This is a genomic window from Rhodoferax sp. GW821-FHT07F03 (genome assembly GCF_059418745.1).
This window is the reverse complement of sequence record NZ_JBWKQM010000009.1, coordinates 40,565-60,331: the sequence shown is the minus strand read 5'-3', so window position 1 is coordinate 60,331 and position 19,767 is coordinate 40,565. Positions and strand designations below refer to the sequence as shown.

Here is a 19,767-nt window from a genome sequence, read left to right as displayed (position 1 = left end):
AACTTGTCGCTGGGCTTTTCGCAGTCTGTTGCCCCATCGCGTGGGTAGCGGCGTACTATGCGCAGCCATGGACGTTTTGAACCCGGTGCCGGGCGCACCCGCCAGCGCCGAGGCGCTTTTTTTTGACGGCACGCAGCGCTTGCAGCAAGGCGACCTGGCCGGTGCCGAAGCCGCATTGCGCGCCGCATTGCAGCTCTCGCCTACCCTGGCCGAGGCCCATGCCAACCTGGGTCTGGTGCTGGAGTTGCGGCATGCGTGGCCCGAGGCCGCCGACTGCTACCGCCAGTCGATCGCGCACAACTCCACGTTGGTCGATAGCTATGTGAACCTGGCCGGTGTGCTGATACTGCTGCACCAGCTGGACGAGGCCGAAACCGCGTGCGCCATGGCCCTGCGGCTGCGCCGCGACGACTCGCATATCTGGTGCAACCTGGGCGTGGTCTATGCACGCATGGGGCTGGAGGTGGAATCCGAAGAATGTTGCCGCGAAGCCCTGCTGCTGGAACCCGGCTACCCCAAGGCCCGCTTTAACCTGGCCTACCTGCTGTTGCGCCAAGGCCGCTGGGAGGAAGGCTGGGCGCATTTCGAGTCGCGCGACTGGTACGCCTCCATGGCCCGCTTGATGCACTGCCCACGGTGGCGCGGCGAGCCGCTGACAGGCCAATCCATCCTGGTGGGCTACGAGGCCGGCCATGGCGACATGCTGCAGTTCTGCCGCTATGTGGCGGAGCTGAAGACACGCGGCGCCGGCCTTGTGACCCTAGTCTGCCATCCGCCGCTGAAACGCCTGTTCGCCAGCCTGGCAGGGGTGGATGTGCTGGTGGGCTATGACGAAGACCTGCCGGATACAGCCTGGGATTGCTGGACGCCTTTGATGAGCCTGCCATCGCTGTGCCAGACCCGGGTGGATAGCGTGCCGGCTCCCCTGCCCTATCTGCATGCCGAGCCGGCCCTGCTGGCTGAATGGGCGTGCCACCCTGCCCTGGCCCAGGTGCCGGTGGGCTATCTGCGGGTGGGCCTGGTGTGGAAGGGCAGCACCAGCTTTGAGAACGATGCCGAGCGCTCGCTGGCGAGTCTGGCGACCCTGTTGCCGCTGGCTGACGTGTCGGGCGTGACGTTCATCAGCCTGCAAAAGGGTGCGGGGGAAGACGAGGCCGCGCAGCCACCCTCGGGCATGGCTGTGCGCGCCTTGGGGCCGCAGATACGCGACTTTGCCGATACCGCCGCCATCCTGGCCCAGCTGGACCTGCTGATCTCGGTCGATACCGGCGTGGCCCACCTGGCCGGTGCGCTGGCGGTGCCGTGCTGGGTGATGCTGCCCGACTACCTGACCGACTGGCGCTGGCTGGCAGAGCGTAGCGACACGCCTTGGTATCCTGGTGTGATGCGTCTTTTTCGCCAGCCTGCAGGCGGCGGCTGGGCGCCTGTGGTGGATACGCTGGCGGCTGCCTTACACGCGTTTGCGGCGGGTGCTGGCGATGCCGGGGGCGCTGGGAATGCTGCTCTTCGCCACGCTTAGGTTGCTTGCGCTGCTGCGGCTGAGCTCGTTGGCAATGGTGCGGTTTTTGCTGTCCATCGCGTGGTCGAACATGGCGCGCCCGGCGGCGTCGGGGTCGCCCGAGGCAATTGCGGCGACGATGGGGCGGTGCTCGTTGGCGGTGATGGGCATCAACCAGCTGTCGGCCAGGTTCAGGCGGCGAAACAGCGACAGCTCTTTGATCAGCTTACGGTAGATCTCGGTCAGCTTGCGATTGCCCGCCAGCTCCACCAGCCGGTCGTGGAACTTCAGGTTCAGCAGGTGGTAGTGGTAGGCGTCCTGGGCCTTGACCTGGCGCTCCATCTCCGTCACCAGACCCTTGATTTCTTTCAATTGGACGGCTGTGATGTGGGTGGCCAGCTGGCGCCCCACCAGCTCGTCCAGCGAGGCGCGCAGGTCAAAAATCTCTACGGCTTCATCGGTGGGAATGTCGCGTACGAAAACGCCTCGGTTCTTCTCGAAGCGCAGCAGGCCGCCTTCTTCCAGCATGCGAAAGGCTTCGCGTACCGGGCCCCGGGACACACCCAGCTTCAGGGCCAGCGTGGCTTCGATCAGCTTGGTGCCGGGGCCGTATTCACCTACCAGGATGGCCCGCTCTATTTCCTGTTGCACCACGCTTGTCAGCGAGCTGCTTTGGAGGAGGGCGATGGTGGGATGGGGTGCAGCAGACATGCCCCGAATTGGAGCACAGTTTGTATAAAAAACCTGGCAAAAAGCCCCAGAATCCAAGCGGTTCTGGGGCGATACAACAACGGTTTATTTCTTGCCCATCGTGGTGACGGGTGGGCCTTTGAAGCGGCGGCGCTCAAAGCCAAACCACACCACGGCCGTCAGCACCAAAAAGCCCAGCGTGATCTGCAGGGCCGCATCGTTTGGTGGCTGCACACCCAGGAACAAGATCAATGCTGCGGCCAATGCGACCAGCAGCGCCACCAGGCGAAATATCGGGCCCATGTCCCACGGACCCATCTTGTTCCAGCTACCGCCATAGGCCAAGCCACCCAGCACGATGGGCAGGCCGTAGGAGATGAAAATGAAGATCACCGTCACCGACACGATGGTGGTGTAGGCCGGGGTGTACAGCGTGAACAGGATGGCGATGATGGATGCCGTCCAGATCGCGGCTACCGGCGACTTCAAAGTGGCATGTACGGTTTTCAGCGCGCCCGAGGCAGGCAGGCCACCGTCGCGTGCAAAGGCAAAAATCATGCGCGATGCCGAGGTCACGGTAGCCAGGCCGCACAGAAACTGCGAGGCCGTGATGGCCCAATACAGCACGTTCTTGATGCCAGTTGGCAACACCGCGTCCATGGTGGTGAAGAACACATTGCCGCCACTGGCTGCGGCCTTGTTCATGTCGGGAATGGCGATCACGAAGGCGCACAGCATCAGATAGCCAAACAGCGAGGAATACAGGGTAGACGACACAATACCCTTGGGTACTGCGCTGGAGGCGTTGACGGTCTCTTCTGCCGTGTGGGCGGATGCATCGAAGCCGGTAATGGTGTAGATCGGTAGCAGCAAACCCAAGCCGAACAGCAGCCACATGCTGTGGGTTTCTGGCCATACATCACCACCGATGGCGCCGCTGTAGTTCTTGAACGTGATCAGACGTGCAAAGTCATAGCTGGGCGCATATGCCAGCAACGCCACGGTCAGGAAGATTGCTGTGGCAAAAATCAGATAACCGCTGATGTCCGTCAAAAACGCTGTTAATTTGATGCCGATATGGTTGGCGAGCGCTTGCAGAGCGGTGATACCGATGACGAAGGTTGCCTGGGTCTGGAAGTTGGCTTCCCACCCCAAGCTGGTGCCAAATGCACCGATAAAGAAGTAAAACGTGCCCACATTGATGGCACCCAGCACCGTCACCAGACCTAGCAGGTTCAGCCAGGCGGTCAGCCAGCCCCAGCCTCGGCCACCCAGGATCGAGCTCCAGTGGTACAGGCCGCCCGCGGTAGGAAAGGCCGAGCCGATCTGCGCCATGCCCAGTGCAAACACCAGGCTGATGGCGCTGCCGATCAGCCAACCTATGCCAATGGCCGCACCGCCCACGCCGGATATGCCCTGGGACAGCGAGTTGATGCCACCCGACAAGATACAGATGATGGAGAACGAGATCGCGAAGTTCGAAAACGGCTTCATGCTGCGCGACAGCTCTTGTTTGTAGCCCATGCTTTGCAGCACGCTGGCGTCGTCGGCGGCTATGCCTGACGTGTTCGCAGAAAGTGTCATCAAGTACTCCTGAATAGGATGAATGGAAAATGAACATATGCACATCCCATGCCTGATGCTTCCGCAGGTATTTGGACCATGGAAATTGCCCTGCGTGTGTAACCGCGATTTGCGCGCTGCACAAGCAAAATCTGCAGATTGTTAACAATCTACAGTAGAGCAATTGACAAGCCGGATGCAAAGCGTTTCAATGCCCAAGCCCTGAAACACAGGCACAAAGCACGGCGTAGCGGCCCAATTTGGTGCGCCATGGCCTTGGAATACAAAACGGTGAGAGACAACATGGCATCCAAGAAAACACCTGCCCAGCACCCTGCCCTGGCGGCCCTCCAGCAATCTGGCGCGGCCAAGGTCAAGGTCGCCGTCAGCGACATCGACGGCGTGCTGCGCGGCAAGTACCTGCACATCGACAAATTCATGGGCGCGGCCCAACCCTACCCAGCCGGCGGCTTTGGTTTTTGCGATGTGGTGCTGGGCTGGGACATGATGGACAGCTGCTACGACAACACCACCGTCACCGGCTGGCAGCACGGCTTTCCCGATGCGCTGGCCCGGCTGGACCTGGGCACGGCGCGCCATGTGCCGTGGGACAACCAGGTGCCTTTTTTCCTGGGTGAGTTTGTGCTTGCCGACGGTACGCCGCACCCGCTGTGCCCGCGCCAGACCTTGAAACGCGTGCTGAAACGCGCCGAGAAAATGGGCTTGCAGGTCATGACGGGCATGGAATTCGAGTGGTTCAACTTCCTGGAAACGCCGCATAGCTGGGCCGAGAAAAACGGTGTCGGTGCCACCAAGCTGACACCCGGCATGTTTGGTTATTCGCTGCTGCGCATGAACCAGAACCGTGATTTCTTCAACGCCATCATGGACGATATGCTGGCCTTCGGTGTGCCTATCGAGGGCCTGCATACCGAGACTGGCCCTGGCGTATTTGAAGTGGCCATAGGTTTCAGCGAGGCTCTGGCCCAGGCCGACCGGGCCATTCTGTTCAAGACCGGCGTGAAAGAAATCGGTGCCCGCTACGGCATCATGCCCAGCTTCATGGCCAAGCCGCATGCGAACCTGCCGGGTTGCAGCGGCCATATCCACCAAAGCTTAAGCGATGGCAAGAACAATCTGTTTTATGACGCCAAGCAGCCGCGCAAGATGAGCAAGCTGTTTGAAAGCTATCTCGCGGGCCAGGTTGCCTGCATGATGGATTTCGGCCCCATGATCTGGCCCACCATCAACAGCTACAAGCGCCTGGTGGATGGCTTCTGGGCGCCGACCAAACCCACTTGGGGCATGGACAACCGCACCGCCAGCTTCCGCGTGATCGCTGGCAGCCCCAAGGCCACCCGTCTGGAAACCCGTTGCCCTGGCGCTGACGTGAATCCCTACCTGGCCATGGCCGCCGTCATTGCCGCTGGGCTGGACGGTGTGGAAAAAGGTTTGAAGCTCACAGCCCCACCCATCACCGGCACCAATGGCGGTGCCGAGCACATTGCCCGCGCACCGCGCACCCTGATTGAAACCACCCGCGTGTTCCAGCAGTCGGCCATCGCGCGCGACTGGCTGGGCGACACCTTCGTGGACCACTTCGCCGCCACCCGTGAATGGGAATGGCGCCAATGGCTGGACGCGGTGACCGACTGGGAACTGAAACGCTATTTCGAGATCATTTGAACCATGACCATCACCAATTTCGCCTTTCCCACGCCCATCAAATTCGGTGCTGGCGCGCGCAAGCTGGTGGCCCAGCATCTGCTGGACCAGGGCCTGCAGCGGCCGCTGATCGTGACCGACCGGGCCTTGGCCGCCCTGCCGGTGATGGCCGAGTTCGTCAGCCACCTGAATGGCCTGGTGGTGGGGCTGTACAGCGGCGTGCATGGCAACCCGACCTGCAGCCAGGTGATGGACGGGGCTATCGCTTTCAAGGACCACAACGCCGATTGCGTGATCGGCTTTGGCGGCGGCGCAGCACTGGATGTGGCCAAGGTGGTGGGCATTGCGGCCACGCACCCGGGTGACATTCTGGAATACGTATGGGACCACCCGCAGGTGCGCCCTATCGACCAACCGCTGCCGTATTTCGTGGCCCTGCCCACCACTTCCGGCACAGGCTCTGAGGTGGGCCGTTCCAGCGTGGTGAGCGAGAACGACACCCACCTCAAGCGCGTGATCTTCAGCCCCAAGATTCTGGCCCAGGTGGTATTTGCCGACCCTGAGTTGACCCTGGGCTTGCCGGCCCACGTGACGGCGGCTACAGGCATGGACGCGCTCACGCACAACATCGAAAGCTATCTGTCGCCGGCCTACCACCCGCTGTGCGATGGCATAGCGCTGGAGGGCACGCGCATTGCCGCAGCCGCCCTGCGCACGGCGGTGCACGAGCCCAGTAATCTGCAGGCCCGGTCCGACATGATGATGGCCTCGATGATGGGCGCCATCGCCTTCCAGAAAGACCTGGGTGCGGTGCACTCCTGCGCGCATGCGCTGGGCGCCGTGTGCGACCTGCACCACGGCCTGGCGAACGCGCTGATGATCGACACCGTGCTGGTGTGGAACCAGGCGGTAATGCCGCACAAGTTCGACGAGCTGGCCCATGTCTGCCAGGTGCCGGGCGGCGGCAAGGCTTTTGTTGCCTGGCTGCGCGAACTCAAGCACGACATTGGCATCACAGGCCGCTTGGCCGACCATGGCGTGCGTTACGAGCACCTGCCGCGCCTGGTGGAAATCGCCACGGCCGACATCTGCCACCAGACCAATCCGCGTCCCTGCACGGCGGAGGATTTCGAAATGCTTTTTAAGGCGGCGATGTAATGTCCAACCCCACCCGACCCGAGCGTTTGAAGATCGGCATCAGCGCCTGCTTTTTGCACCCCGACCCGACCCGCGCGGCCTTCGCCAAGAAGACGCTGCAGTACGTTGAGCAGTCCATGGCGCACTGGATCATGTCCGGCGGTGCGTTGCCGGTAATGGTGCCCTCACCTGTGGGCGACACCGCGCGTGGCGAGGTGCACTTTGACGACTACGCACAGTGGCTGGACGGCCTGGTGCTGCACGGTGGCGCTGACGTGTGGCCCGGTAGCTACGGCGAAACCCCGTTGCAGGAGCGTTGGAGCGGTGACCGCATCCGCGACGAATACGAGCAGGCCTTGGTGAAGGCCTTTGTGGCCGCAGGCAAGCCGGTGTTCGGCGTGTGCCGCGGCCTGCAACTCATCAACGTGGCTTTTGGCGGCACCCTGTACCAGGACATCGCCACCCAGCGCCCAGAGGCCGTGGCGCACCGCGACGCCGATGCCTACGACCACCATTTCCACCCACTGGAGATCGTGCCCGAAACCCGGCTCAGCGCACTATTACCGGACGGTAGCAGCTACAAGATCAATAGCATCCACCACCAGGGCATCAAAGACCTGGCGCCCGGCTTTGTGGTGGAAGCGCGCAGCCCCGAAGACGGCGTGATCGAAGCCATCCGCAGCACAGGCCCGGCCTATGTGGCGGCCGTGCAGTGGCACCCTGAATTCCACCAGCCGGCCCTGGGCACGCTGGACGACACCCCTTTGCTCACCGACTTTCTGGCCGCAGCACACGCCGCCAAGGCCGCCCACACCCAATCACATAAGCCATGACCACCCTCGCCATCCACAACCCCGCCAGCGGCAATAAGATTGCCGAAGTGCCGGCCGACGACGCGGCCTCGGTCGCCGCAAAAGCCCTGGCCGCGCGCGCGGCCCAGCCCGTGTGGGCGGCCGCGCCGCTGGAGATGCGCAAGGCCTGCGTGCTGCGCTTCCGCGCCGCCGTGGTGGCCGAGCTCGAAGCCCTGGCCGCCACCATGACCAGCGAGACCGGCAAGCCCATCGCCATGTCGCGCAACGAGCTCAACGGCTTGCTGGGCCGCATCGACTTCTTCCTGGCCGAGGTGGACACCAGTACCGCCACCGAGACGGTGCTGAACGAGGGCGGCATGACCGAGCAGATACAGCACATCCCTCTGGGTGTGGTGGCGAATATCTCCGCCTGGAACTACCCCTGGTTCGTGGGCTGCAACGTCATCCTGCCAGCCCTGCTGACCGGCAATGCCGTGCTGTACAAGCCATCTGAATACGCCACGCTGACCGGCCTGAACATCGTGCGGCTGTTGCATGCGGCCGGCGTGCCCACGGATGTGCTGGTGGCCCTGGTCGGCGGCGGTGATGTGGGAGCGGCTCTGCAGGCGCAGCGCATCGACGGCCTGTTCTTCACCGGCTCGTACGCCACCGGCGCCAAGATCGCCCAGGCCCTGGGCCCGCGCATGGTCAAGCTGCAGCTGGAGTTGGGCGGCAAGGACCCAACCTATGTCTGCGACGATGCGCAGGTGCAAAACGCCGCCGCCTCGCTGGCCGATGGCGCCATGTACAACACCGGCCAAAGCTGCTGCTCGGTGGAGCGCATCTATGTGCACGCCCAGATTTTCGATGCCTTTGTGGCGGCCTTTGTGGACACCGTGCACGGCTTCAAGGTGGGCGAGCCCATGGCCGACGACACCTATATCGGCGCCATCACCCGCAAGGCCCAGCTGGACGTGCTGGACGCGCAGGTGGCCGATGCAGTAGCCAAGGGCGCGACCCTGCTGACTGGCGGCAAGCGCCTGCCGGGCAATAGCTATGCGCCCACGGTGCTGGTGGGCGTGGACCACAGCATGGACGTGATGCGTGAGGAAAGCTTCGGCCCCATCATCGGTATCCAGAAGGTGGCCAGCGACGCCGAGGCTGTGGCGCTGATGAACGATACCCGCTATGGCCTGACCGCCGGCGTCTTCACCCCCGACGAGCAGCGCGCCCGCGCCGTGTTGGCACAGGTGAACGCCGGCAGTGTCTACTGGAACTGCTGCGACCGCGTCAGCCCGCGCCTGCCCTGGAGCGGCCATGGCGATTCGGGCGTGGGCCTGACCCTGTCCACCTACGGCATACAAACCTTCACCCGGCCCAAGGCCTGGCATCTACGCCAGGTTTGAGCACGCCGCGGGGCTTTAGCCGTTGCTCAGCTGTGTCAGCGGTGTTGCTGTGGGCATGCTGAACATGGCGCCTTGCGAATAGTCGATGCCCAGCGCCAATATCTGCGCCTGTATGGATGCGGTATGCACAAATTCGGCAACGGTTTTGAAACCCAGTTCGCGAGCGAACTGCACGATGCCACGGATGATGACCAATGCGCTGGGGTTGTTGTCGAGATTGCGGATCAGACTACCGTCGAGTTTGATGATGTCGGCATTCAGGCGCAGCAAGTGGTCGAAATTGGAATATCCGCTGCCGAAGTCGTCGATGGCGATGCTGCAGCCCATGGCTTTCACTTCATCGATGAAGGCCCGAACTTCGAGGTAATTCTGAATACCTTCTGACTCCAGTATTTCAAAGATGACCTGTCGGCCGATACCGGTTTCACTGAGACGGCGTTTGATGAAGCCGGTGGTTTCCGGGTCAACCAGGTCTTCGTATGACAGGTTGAGGGAAAAACTATAGGGCGTGTCCTGGAACACGGCGAAGCTCTTGCTCACCATGATGCGGGTGATTTCGCCATATAGGCGCAGCTTCTTGGCAATCCCCAGAAATTGCCCTGGCCCTACCGGAGATCCGTGCTCATCCAGCAGGCGTACCAGACATTCAAATTTTTCGATCTTTCCATTGCTGTTGCTAACAATCGGCTGAAAGTACGGAACGATGCGATCTTCATGCAAGGCCGTTTTCAAGCGTTGTGCCCACAGCAGGTTCTGCTCATATTCTTCACGTACCTTGAGGGCTGGGTCGTAGACTGCGTAATGGCGGTGCTGAAGGCGAGCCAGTTTCAAAGCAATATTGGCAGACGACAGCAATGTCTCTCCAGATGGGGCTGCTTGTGTGGACTCATTCTCGGTAGTCACGGCGCCTAAGGTCACGTTGACCCCGATTTCTTGTTCCTCCCAATGGAAAAGCGCAGTGTGTATGTAGGTAGACAGCGCATGCAGGTAGGTGTTCAGGGCGGCACGGTCCAGTGCTGTATGGATCCGGATAGCGAACTCGTCACCGGGTAGTTTGTACAAGGCGGTACGCCCACTATTCAGACCGGTATCAAGAAACTTCTGCAATTTATCGCGCATCGAAATGAGGATGTGGTCACCGCATTGGTGGCCATAGAAATCGTTGATTTCTTTGAATGCATCGATATTGACCTGGATGAGGCTTTCTTGCTGTGGCGCCGCGGTTTCGCGTAGCAGTTTGGCCCGATTGGGCAGGCCCGTGAGTGAATCAGTGGACAGTGTTTCCAGCAACCTCAGAATATGGGCTACTACATACAGAATGACCCCTGAAAGTACCAGTAGTACCAAGCCGGTGGTCAAGGCGATTTGGTAGTTGGTCTGGCGCATGGGCTCCAGTACAGCGTCAATTTCATCCTGCGGCACACCTATGCCGAAGACCATGCCCGCGCGGGTGCGCGACAAGAACATGGAATAGCTACGTCCTTGCACACCTAGCTGGTGGGTTTGTATCGGCAGTTGCATCTGCCCACCGCGGAAAGAGGTACTGCCCGGTGGTGGTGTTGCGGGAAGCTCCAATGTTGACAATGCGTCCATCAGTGTTTGGTTGGTCGATGACTCGGACGACTGCGACAGACTGGACAGCTGGCGATTGTTGTTGTCCATCACGAACGCGAAGCTGCCCGGGGTGACATCGGCACCGCTGACCAGACGGATGATTTCTTCCGCGCGCCACGAGGTGGTGGCCAAGCCGATGAAACGGCCGTGTTCGTCGTGCATGGGTGTGGCCACCGTGACCAGGCCGTCGCTTTGCACGGCGTCGTAGTAGATGGGAGTCCAGTGGAAGATTTCCTTACCGGGTGATTTGTCGTTATCGTTCGTTGGCAGTGCGGCCACATACCAAGCTTGCTGGGAATAGGTATAGGCACCATCTGCATACGCTGGGATCAGTTGCACGGAGTTGTTTTTCCAGCCTGCATAGGCGGCAGCAGGCCAGATGTTCGGCGCAAACCAGATTCCTCCGCCCGACGCTTCGGGAAAATCACGGATCTTTTTCAGCAATGCGCTTTCTAGTTCGGTCCGACGCGTACGGCCGTTCTGCTGCTTCATGCTGTAGAGCAATTCGCCCAGGCGCGCTAGTGCGGCTGCGTTCTTCTCCATGATCTGGTGGCGGGCGTCGATACGGTCCAGGTTGCCATGGAAGGTTTCATCAATCTGGCGCGCGCGCAGTTTTGACATGGCCTCTTGGGAATAGCTCAGATTGAGCGAGGACATCACGCCCATGCCAGCCAGGAACAGCGTTACCAGCAGCAAGAGGATGAGCATGATGAGTTTTTTAATGGAGCTCATGCCTCCCTCAACCGTTGAACGCATTGGGGGGCCCATCAGTGCATGGTTTCCTGGGCACGTCGAGCTCGTTGCCGTGCATTTGCCAACTGCTCCGTTGACAGTTGGCGTGCAATTTCGTCGCGTGGTGCTGCCGCTGCACTTTGGCCGCCGGCGACCGCCAAGCTCAGCCAGACATAGGCTTGTATGGCATCAGCATCTACGCCCAGGCCCTGGGCATAGAGGGTACCCAGGCGGTACTGGGCTTCAGGAACCCTTTGTTCCGCGGCGGCGAGCAGCCATTTGCGGCCTTTTGCCGGATCGGCGGTGGCTATGCCTTCACCCTGGATATACATCTTGCCCATGTACAGCTGGGCATTGCCATGCCCTTGTTCCGCCGCTTGGGTGAAGTAGCGCAGAGCCAGTGCCAGATCGCGCTTTATGCCATTGCCTTGGTAGTACATCTGGCCCTCCATGAACTGGGCTTCAGCCAGGCCTTGTGCGCTGGCCAGTTCGAACTGTTGCAGGGCCTTGGTTGGATTCTGTGGTAAGCCCTGCCCGCGAAGATACAGCTGCCCTAAATGCAGTTGCGCCTCCGGCAGACCCTGTGCTGCCGAACGCTGGGTCCATTGCACGGCTTCCGGCAATAGCTGCAGTACGCGGGCACTGAAACCGAGGTTGTATTGCGCCCGAGCATCGCCAATTTCTGCTGGTTTTCGGCACGCGGCGTGGGCTTCGCGGTAGTTCTTGATGGCGAACGGCAGGTAGCAGTTGTCCAGGACGGCTTTGTCTTGCGTGGTTGTGGCGGAGCGCGCGGACGTTGATGGGGCTGTCGACATCGCAGATCCTGGAGCTGCACCTGCTCGACTCACCTGGTCGGCAAAAGCCTGGACGACTGCAGGGCAGGAGTAGCGGTAGCCGGTATCCAGTTTTTCCAAATTGGCAGCGGTTTTTTCACGGCCGGCATAGCTGTCTGCGATGGCTGCACAACGCTTGTCGCGTTCAGCCCGTACCCTGTCCAGCGTGGGAGAACGACCCGGCCCATGGCGTTCCAGGTAGCGGCTTAGCGGATCAATCGCTGGTTGTTCTAGCAGCTCGTTGATTTCACGCGTGGCTGGTGTCGTTGAAGCTTCCTTGGCAGCAGGAGCTACGGGGACATGGCTTGCACAGCCAGTGAACAACAAGAGCGACAAGCATGTAGTTAACCAATGCCGTATTGAAGCAAGGCTTATATGCTGTGATCTCGTAGAGGGGGAAGAGAGCAAAGGCACCGTATGAGTGTTTTCGGACACCATCAAAATGCGGTCCTTCTTAAGATATCCAGATGCTTGGTCCGCATAAGCGGTAAAAACGTGTGAGAGTTAGTGAAGCGAGCGAACAAATTGTCACTGAAATGGTTACATGTTTTACATATGCCTTGCAGCGCAAAAAAGCCTTCGGTGTGTGTTATTGCCAGAACTCTGTTCTTTTTGTTGAATCCTGATGGCGCTGCTGGTGCGACTTTGGGATGCGGCATGGCATTAATTTTGCTGGGCAGTAATGTTTGCATGCGACTCCACTACAGCGGCTGTCTTCATTTGTAGACCTACCGCTGCCAAAGTTATCCAAAGGTTGCCTATGCCCCAGTTTGTCCATACGGTAGGCGCCCATAGCTACCGCTTCCGCGATCTCCGCGAGTTGCTCGCCAAAGCCACGCCGCTGCGCTCCGGCGACCTGCTGGCCGGCGTGGCCGCCGGCAATGCACAGGAGCGTGTGGCCGCGCAAATGGCGCTGGCCGATCTGCCGCTGGCCACCTTTCTGCAGCAACCGGTCGTGCCCTACGAGAGCGATGAAGTCACGCGTCTGATCATCGACAGCCACGACGCCGCCGCCTTTGCGCCCATCCAGCACCTGACAGTCGGTGATTTCCGCAACTGGCTGCTCAGCGATGCGGTGGACGGCGCCACGCTGGCCGCGGTGTCGCCCGGCATCACGCCCGAAATGGCGGCGGCCGTCAGTAAGATCATGCGCAACCAGGATTTGATTCTGGTGGCCAAGAAATGCCGAGTCATCACCGCCTTCCGCAACACAATCGGCCTGGAGCAGCGCCTGTCCACGCGCCTGCAGCCCAACCACCCGACCGATGACACCAGCGGCATCGCCGCCAGCGTGCTCGACGGCCTGCTGTACGGCAGCGGCGATGCGGTGATCGGCATCAACCCCGCGACCGACAATGTGCCCCAGGTGATCAAGATCGTCACCATGTTGGACGCCATCATCCAGCGCTACGAAATCCCCACGCAAAGCTGCGTGCTGACCCATGTGACCAACACCATCCAGGCCATAGAGCGCGGTGCGCCGGTGGACCTGGTGTTCCAATCCATCGCCGGCACGCAGGCGGCCAACCGCAGCTTCGGCATCGACCTTGCCATCCTGGCCGAGGCGCGCAGTGCGGCCTTGTCGTTGAACCGCGGCACGGTGGGCGACAACGTGATGTATTTCGAAACCGGCCAGGGCAGCGCGCTGTCGGCCAACGCCCACCATGGCATGGACCAGCAGACCTGCGAGGCCCGTGCCTACGCCGTGGCCCGCGCCTTCCAGCCGCTGCTGGTGAACACCGTGGTTGGCTTCATCGGGCCCGAATACCTGTTCGACGGCAAGCAGATCATCCGCGCCGGCCTGGAAGACCATTTCTGCGCCAAGCTCTTGGGCTTGCCCATGGGCTGCGACGTTTGCTACACCAACCACGCCGAGGCCGACCAGAACGATATGGACGTGCTGCTGACCCTGCTGGCCGCCGCAGGCTGCAGCTTTGTGATGGGCATCCCCGGCTCGGACGACATCATGCTGAACTACCAGACCACCTCGTTCCACGACGCGCTGTACGCGCGCCGCCTGCTGGGCCTGCGTCCGGCGCCCGAGTTCGAAGACTGGTTACGCCGCATGCAGATTTTTGAAGGCGAAGGCGTAGCGCAGCTGGCGTCTGCATTGCCAGAACCGTTTGCCCAAGCACTGTTGGTGATGGCATAAATGGGATTCCTAGCAATGCAATTATCGGGATGCAGGGTGAGGCGCACGGAGCGCAGGACACCGGAATGCACTCCCGTGCATGAGGATTCCGAGTACCGCGCAACGCTGCCATGCGCCCGAGAATTGTGTTTGTAGGAGTCCCATGAGCGTCGTCCCCAACCCCTGGCACACCCTGCGCAGCCTGACCGCCGCGCGCATCGCCCTGGGCCGCACCGGCATCAGCCTGCCTACCGCGCCGCAGCTCGAATTCCAATTGGCCCATGCCCGCGCCCGTGACGCAGTGCACCTGCCGCTGGACACCGCGCAGCTGGCGCAGGACCTGGGCGAGGTGCTGCCCGGCCATCCCGATGCCATCCAGCTGGCCAGCGCGGCGCACGACCGTGGCACCTATCTGCAGCGCCCCGACCTGGGCCGCCGGCTGGACGCTACCTCGCACGACTTGCTGGAGTCCTTCTACCAACCCGCCCGCCCCTACGACCTGGCGCTGGTAGTGGTGGACGGCCTGTCCGCCCTGGCCATCGCGCAGAACGCCGCGCCCTTCATCCACGCCCTGCTGCAGCGTCTGGAGCCAGAAGACTGGTCACTGGCGCCCACCACCATCGTCACCCAGGGCCGCGTGGCGATTGGCGACGAGGTCGGCCAGCTGCTGGGCGCGAAGACCGTGGTGGTGCTGGTCGGTGAACGCCCCGGCCTGAGCTCGCCCGACAGCATGGGCTTGTACCTCACCTGGGCACCCCATGTCGGCCTGACCGACGCCGCGCGCAACTGCATCTCCAACGTGCGGCCCGAGGGCCTGTCCTACTCCGACGCCGCCTACAAGCTGCACATGCTGCTGCGCGAGTCCCGCCGCCGCCAGCTGTCGGGGGTGGATTTGAAGGACGAGACGGTGGACGTGCTGGCGTCGGACAACGGCGCGATGCGGAACTTTCTGCTGCCTTGAGCCGGGACTAGAGTCTGCTGGCCGACTCCCACAGCTGGGTTTGTTGCAGCTGCGCGTACCAGGTGCTGAACTGTGAGCGGTAGGCCTGCCACGGTTCTGCCAGCACCGGGCGCGGGTCTTGGCTCAATGCATAGGCCATACCTTCAACAAACCATGTCGGCTTGAACAGCAGTTGCACCACGCCGAGTTGCTGACCTTGCAACTGGTGAATCAATTCATGCCGCACGTAGTACGGCTTCCAGGCACGTGGGCCGATGACGGTGCCGATAGTGCCGAGCGTGACGGCAGAACGATCCCCCAGGCCAAACGATTCCGCGCAGCCTTGGGTCGCGCAAAAAATGACGCGTGGCTCGCCTTGCAAGGCTTGCAGGTGGCTGGTCACAAAGGCATTGGCTTCCTGGTAGAGGGCGGTAGCCTGGGTCAGCTGCGCCATGTCATCTACACACACATACGCGGTGGGACAGGACACGCCCGCTAGCGTGGGCGCGATCACGCGCACCGGCCGTACCAAGGCCCAGCTGGCAACCGGTACCACGACCCCGAGTAGCAATGCCCAGCGCAAAAGTGAGGGCTTCTTTGGTGCAAAGGGCATGGTGAATCGCAATGGCTGCGGAGGGTGAAACTGGCTCAATCTTAGAGTGCCATGAAGGGATGGACCGCTTGGCCCATTCGCCGCGTACGGACGACGCTGGAGCTCATTCCGCCGGACGCATCAGCCCGGCCAGCTCTGCGTGGCCGCGCGCCTGCAGCGTGTCGGCAGCGTGTCGGCAGCACCTATGCGGTCGCGCAATTCGCGGTTTTGGCTGAGCTTGACTTTGCCCACTAGCGAGGTGATGGCGATCTCGATGCCTACGATGTTGCGCAGCATGCTGTCGATGTACTCGGGCGCCGAGTCGCCCATCTTCCATGGCGTGGGCTCAGTCGCTTCGTGGCGCCGCGTCAGGCGTGCCACGATGCCGCGCACAAAGCGTTCATCGTCACGCACGGTTAGCACGCCGTGGGCGTGCACCACCTCGTAGTTCCAGGTCGGCACCTGGCGGTGGGTTTCGTGTTTGCTGGGGTACCAGGTGGGCGAGATATAGGCCTGCGCACCGCGAAAAATCACCATCACCGGGCTGCCCGTGGGGCAGCGCTGCCACACCGGGTTGGCGCGGGCCACGTGGGCCGACAGCAGGCCATGTGGCCCCACCTCGGGGTCGAATTCGAACGGCAGGTGGTCGGCGTCCAGCCCACCGTCAGCATGGGTGACCAGGGTTCCCAGGGGGTGCTCGCGGATGATGCGCTGCAGTTGTTCTGGTCGGTTTTCGGCGAAGTGCGCAGGGACGTACATGGGATGGGTTGGGGGTGCTAGGGATGGCTGAATATCGCGTAAAACTGGCACAATCAGAAGAGCCAGTTTTGTGGATTTTTCATGGGCCAGTCTAAATCTTCGTCCGATCGCCGCGCTGGTGTGCCCGGTGCCGGGCGCCGCATTTACGACCTGCTGCGTGCGCAGATGGCCGACGCGACTTTGCCGGCGGGCGCGCCCGCACCGTCTACCCGGGCCCTGGCGGCCGACCTGGGCGTGTCGCGCACCACCGTCACCGCCGCCTACGAGCAACTGGCGGCCGAGGGCTTTCTCATCACCTCCAAGGGCCGGGCCGCTCGGGTTGCCGGCTCGCCGGCTGCGCCCGCAACGCCACGTACAGCCGTGGGTCGGCGCGGCAAGCCGGTGCCTGCGCTGTCCGCATTCGGCCGCCGTGTGGCGGGCATGCAGATGCCGGGGCTGCCGGCGGCGGAGCCGGCCCGCATCGATTTCCTGTACGGGGCGGTGGCCTCGCGTGACTTTCCTACGCTGGCCTGGCGGCGGGCCTACCAGACTGAATTGCTGCGCCAGCAGCACAGCCTGTACTACGTGCCGCCCCAGGGCGATGCGGCCCTGTGCCGCGCGCTGCAGGGCTATTTGCGGCGTGCGCGTGGCCTGGCTTGTGATGCTGAACAGATACTGGTGGTGCACGGTTCGCAGCAGGGCATCGACCTGTGCGCGCGGCTGCTGCTGGACGTGGGCGATGCCTTCGTGTTTGAAGATCCGGGTTACCTGATGGCGCGCCGTTGCTTCGAGGCCACGGGCGCCGCGTTGCTGGAGGTGCCGGTGGACGCCCAGGGCCTGGAAACCGCCTGTCTGCCCAGCGACGAGCGTGTGCGCCTGGCCTATGTCACGCCATCGCACCAGTTCCCATTGGGCGGCGTGCTGCCCATAGGCCGGCGGTTGGAGCTGCTGCAGTGGGCGCAACGCCAGCGCGCCTGGATCGTCGAGGACGACTACGACGGCGAGTTCCGCTACGGTCAGCACCCGGTGGACGCGCTGCAGTCCATCCAGGCGGATGGGCGGGTGATCTACATGGGCACCTTCTCCAAGGCCTTGTCGCCGCAGCTGCGCCTGGGTTATCTGGTGCTGCCCGCCGAGCTGGTGCCGGTGTTTCGCCAGGCCAAGCGTCTGGCCGACCGGCATGCGCCCGCGCTGGAGCAACGGGTGCTGGCCTCGCTGATCGACAGCGGTGTTTACGAGCGCCATGTGCGGCGCAGCCGCCGTGAGAACGAGCGCCGCCGTACGGCCCTGCTGGATGCGGTGGCGCGCTACCTGCCTGGCGATGCGCGTCTTGCCGGCACGGCAGCTGGACTGCATGCCGTGCTGTGGCTGCCTTCGCTGCGGCCGCAGGACGAGCCGGCCTTGGCCGCGGCGGCCCGTGCGAGGGGTGTAGGCGTCTACCCGGTGTCGCCGCTGTTCGCCAGCCCACCGTCGGGTACCCGGCCCCGGCCGGCTGGCCTGGTCCTGGGCTACGCAAGCTTGGCGGTCGAACAGATTGCGCAGGGCGTGCAGATTCTGGCGGCGGCGGTTGCGGCCTGTTCCACCCGGTCTGGTTAGAGGTCAAATAGGCCGCTAGCGCACAAAGAAACTGCGCAGGTAGCTATTAATTTAGGAGCGTGACAAGGTTTCGGCGCTGGCAGCGCCTTAACCCGGAATTTCCGGCTCCACCAGGTTTGCCAGCTGTGCCAGCGACTCCTGCCAACCCAGGTAGCACATCTCCACGGGGATGACCTCGGGAATGCCAGACTGCTCGATGTGCACTTCCGTGCCGCATAAGACGGGCTTGAGGCTGACCGTCACAAAAATCTCACCCGGCAAATTGGGATCGTCAAAGGTGTCGGTGTACTGGATCAGTTCGTTGGGGATCAGCTTCTTGTATTCGCCGCCAAATGAATGGCCCAGCCCGGTGGAAAAGTTCTCGAACGACATCTTGAAGCTGCCGCCGACTTTGGCTTCCATATGCTGCACCTTGCAGACGAAACCATAGGGCGGCAACCATTTGGCGATGGCCGCGGCATCCAGAAATGCGCGGTAGATTTTCTCCGGCCGGGTTTTCAGCACGCGGTGCAGGCGGACAGTTCCAGTAGCCATGCTCGGATCTCCTTGGACAGAAACAGGGAGGGCCATTGTCTGCCGCTCGCGCGGCGAAGGCCAGTGTCTGGCGGGATCTCTATTTGCCAGTCGGGGTTTACTGCAGGCCCAGCGCCTTGCGCAGCTCTGCCTTGGCCGCTTCGAAATCGGTGTTGAATGTGGGGCTGGCCAGCAGGGTTGCGGCCATGGCACTGCCGGCACGGCGGCCTGCATCCAGATCGTTGGGATAGTGCATGCCACCGATGACACGGCTTTCGGCGTAGTCGTTGGCGCGCGCAAATATGGCCGCCCGTTGTTCCGGCAGCATGCTGCTCAGCACGATGGCCATCATGGTGGAGCGCGAGGTGTGGCCCGACGGGTAGGCCCCGCTTTTGGACGGCTTCACCAGGGGCTTGATGTCCGGGTTGTTCAGGAACGGACGTGTGCGGCCAAAGAAGGCCTTGACCGGGTCCACCACGGCGTCTTCGGTGTCGCCCATGCGCGCGAACATGGCGGTGAACAGGGGCAGGTTGGCCGGCTTGAAGTTGGCCCCCAGTACCGTAGAGAACATGGCGTACACCGTTTCTTCGGCGTCGCTGTTGGCCAGTGCAATGCGCTCGGGCGTGGCCGCTTTTTGCGCCGCCAGCACCAGCATCTGTTGGGCGCGGTCCTCGGCGCTACCGTTGGCCACGGGTGCGGGCATGAACGGGATGATGTCCAGCTGCTTGTGGGTAAGGTAGGGGCTTTCCGCGGCAAATGCGTTGAAGCTTAAAGCGATGGCACAGCCCAGCAGGGCACGGCGGATGAACATAGGTGTTTCCCAAATAAACCCCGCATTGGATAGAGGAAATATTTCAAATGCGTGACGATTTGGAGACCGTTTTTTAGCTTTGCAGGACAAAAGCGTGTGGCGCCAAGACAGTACGATCAAGCATTTCCATCCACCTACTCTTCAGAAAGACTCCCATGCCTCTGCAACGCATCAACCCCGGCAACCGACTCTGCGACGCCACCATCCACAACGGCGTGGCCTACCTGGCCGGTCAGATTCCAGAAGACGCCAGCCTGCCCATCGCCGCCCAGACCCAGAGCGTGCTGGACCAGATCGACACCGTGCTGGCCCAGGCCGGCAGCGACAAGGCGCACATCCTCAGCGCCACCATTTATCTGTCCAGCATGGGTGACTTCGCCGCTATGAACGCGGTGTGGGACGCCTGGATTGGCACCACCGGCATCGGCCCCGCCCGCGCCACGGTCGAGGCCCGTCTGGCCCGCCCGGAGATCAAGGTCGAGATCATGGCGATTGCCGCCGTCAAATAATGATGAAA

The 19,767-nt window shown here is 62.2% G+C and carries 18 protein-coding genes; 9 read left to right on the top strand and 9 right to left on the bottom strand.

Features of this window, described 5'->3' with window-relative positions:
- The first annotated feature begins 67 nt into the window (after window positions 1-67).
- Window positions 68-1,519, top strand: coding sequence for a tetratricopeptide repeat protein (locus AC07R0_RS14895; RefSeq protein ID WP_495105411.1), 1,452 nt, complete (start codon window positions 68-70; stop codon window positions 1,517-1,519).
- Here the strand turns inward: AC07R0_RS14895 and AC07R0_RS14890 are convergent.
- Window positions 1,451-2,209 carry a phosphonate utilization associated transcriptional regulator gene (locus AC07R0_RS14890; protein ID WP_495105410.1) on the bottom strand — a complete coding sequence of 253 codons (759 nt, stop codon included), beginning with the start codon at window positions 2,207-2,209 and terminating at the stop codon, window positions 1,451-1,453. The two genes, AC07R0_RS14895 and AC07R0_RS14890, sit on opposite strands and share 69 nt — an antisense overlap.
- Before the next feature lie 84 nt (window positions 2,210-2,293).
- Window positions 2,294-3,772 carry an amino acid permease gene (locus AC07R0_RS14885; protein ID WP_495105409.1) on the bottom strand — a complete coding sequence of 493 codons (1,479 nt, stop codon included), beginning with the start codon at window positions 3,770-3,772 and terminating at the stop codon, window positions 2,294-2,296.
- 282 nt (window positions 3,773-4,054) lie between these two features.
- Here AC07R0_RS14885 and AC07R0_RS14880 point away from each other — a divergent pair, with 282 nt between their 5' ends.
- The 4 genes from AC07R0_RS14880 to AC07R0_RS14865 are packed head-to-tail and all read left to right on the top strand — an operon-like array spanning window position 4,055 to window position 8,750.
- A complete protein-coding gene (locus tag AC07R0_RS14880; RefSeq protein ID WP_495099822.1) occupies window positions 4,055-5,437 on the top strand; it encodes a glutamine synthetase family protein in 1,383 nt (460 codons plus the stop codon).
- 3 nt (window positions 5,438-5,440) lie between these two features.
- Window positions 5,441-6,574: an iron-containing alcohol dehydrogenase gene (locus AC07R0_RS14875; RefSeq protein WP_495105408.1), complete on the top strand. Its 1,134-nt coding sequence runs from the start codon at window positions 5,441-5,443 to the stop codon at window positions 6,572-6,574.
- Complete coding sequence (locus tag AC07R0_RS14870; protein WP_495105407.1) at window positions 6,574-7,386, top strand: gamma-glutamyl-gamma-aminobutyrate hydrolase family protein; 813 nt, start codon at window positions 6,574-6,576, stop codon at window positions 7,384-7,386. The genes AC07R0_RS14875 and AC07R0_RS14870 overlap by 1 nt, the downstream gene beginning before the upstream one ends.
- Entirely contained in the window at window positions 7,383-8,750 is a 1,368-nt protein-coding gene (locus AC07R0_RS14865; RefSeq protein ID WP_495105406.1) for an aldehyde dehydrogenase family protein, read from the top strand. Before AC07R0_RS14870 ends, AC07R0_RS14865 begins: the two co-directional genes overlap by 4 nt.
- 15 nt (window positions 8,751-8,765) lie before the next feature.
- Here AC07R0_RS14865 and AC07R0_RS14860 read toward each other — a convergent pair whose 3' ends face one another.
- The 3 genes from AC07R0_RS14860 to AC07R0_RS14850 are packed head-to-tail and all read right to left on the bottom strand — an operon-like array spanning window position 8,766 to window position 12,621.
- A complete protein-coding gene (locus AC07R0_RS14860; protein ID WP_495105405.1) occupies window positions 8,766-11,096 on the bottom strand; it encodes a bifunctional diguanylate cyclase/phosphodiesterase in 2,331 nt (776 codons plus the stop codon).
- 35 nt (window positions 11,097-11,131) lie between these two features.
- Window positions 11,132-12,367: a tetratricopeptide repeat protein gene (locus tag AC07R0_RS14855; protein ID WP_495105597.1), complete on the bottom strand. Its 1,236-nt coding sequence runs from the start codon at window positions 12,365-12,367 to the stop codon at window positions 11,132-11,134.
- On the bottom strand, window positions 12,367-12,621 hold the full coding sequence (locus tag AC07R0_RS14850; protein WP_495076960.1) for a hypothetical protein: 255 nt from the start codon (window positions 12,619-12,621) through the stop codon (window positions 12,367-12,369). Before AC07R0_RS14850 ends, AC07R0_RS14855 begins: the two co-directional genes overlap by 1 nt.
- A gap of 68 nt (window positions 12,622-12,689) precedes the next feature.
- Here AC07R0_RS14850 and AC07R0_RS14845 point away from each other — a divergent pair, with 68 nt between their 5' ends.
- Complete coding sequence (locus AC07R0_RS14845; RefSeq protein ID WP_495105404.1) at window positions 12,690-14,081, top strand: ethanolamine ammonia-lyase subunit EutB; 1,392 nt, start codon at window positions 12,690-12,692, stop codon at window positions 14,079-14,081.
- Window positions 14,082-14,223: 142 nt separating this feature from the next.
- Entirely contained in the window at window positions 14,224-15,021 is a 798-nt protein-coding gene (gene eutC / locus AC07R0_RS14840) for an ethanolamine ammonia-lyase subunit EutC (RefSeq protein ID WP_495105403.1), read from the top strand.
- Between the two features lie 7 nt (window positions 15,022-15,028).
- Here the strand turns inward: eutC and AC07R0_RS14835 are convergent, their stop codons facing one another.
- Window positions 15,029-15,613: a hypothetical protein gene (locus tag AC07R0_RS14835; protein WP_495105402.1), complete on the bottom strand. Its 585-nt coding sequence runs from the start codon at window positions 15,611-15,613 to the stop codon at window positions 15,029-15,031.
- Window positions 15,614-15,733: 120 nt separating this feature from the next.
- Window positions 15,734-16,351 (bottom strand): FMN-binding negative transcriptional regulator, encoded by a 618-nt coding sequence (locus AC07R0_RS14830; protein ID WP_495105401.1) that lies wholly within the window; start codon window positions 16,349-16,351, stop codon window positions 15,734-15,736.
- Between the two features lie 81 nt (window positions 16,352-16,432).
- On the opposite strand from AC07R0_RS14830, the gene pdxR reads away from it, so the two are divergent.
- Entirely contained in the window at window positions 16,433-17,926 is a 1,494-nt protein-coding gene (pdxR, locus tag AC07R0_RS14825; RefSeq protein WP_495105400.1) for a MocR-like pyridoxine biosynthesis transcription factor PdxR, read from the top strand.
- An 87-nt stretch (window positions 17,927-18,013) separates the two neighbouring features.
- Here the strand turns inward: pdxR and AC07R0_RS14820 are convergent, their stop codons facing one another.
- Both AC07R0_RS14820 and AC07R0_RS14815 read right to left on the bottom strand, forming a co-directional pair.
- Window positions 18,014-18,460, bottom strand: coding sequence for an SRPBCC family protein (locus AC07R0_RS14820; RefSeq protein ID WP_495076954.1), 447 nt, complete (start codon window positions 18,458-18,460; stop codon window positions 18,014-18,016).
- A gap of 97 nt (window positions 18,461-18,557) precedes the next feature.
- A complete protein-coding gene (locus tag AC07R0_RS14815) occupies window positions 18,558-19,250 on the bottom strand; it encodes an acid phosphatase (protein ID WP_495105399.1) in 693 nt (230 codons plus the stop codon).
- Window positions 19,251-19,405: 155 nt separating this feature from the next.
- Between AC07R0_RS14815 and AC07R0_RS14810 the strand changes: the two genes are divergently transcribed.
- On the top strand, window positions 19,406-19,759 hold the full coding sequence (locus AC07R0_RS14810) for a RidA family protein (RefSeq protein ID WP_495076952.1): 354 nt from the start codon (window positions 19,406-19,408) through the stop codon (window positions 19,757-19,759).
- Window positions 19,760-19,767: the final 8 nt, after the last annotated feature.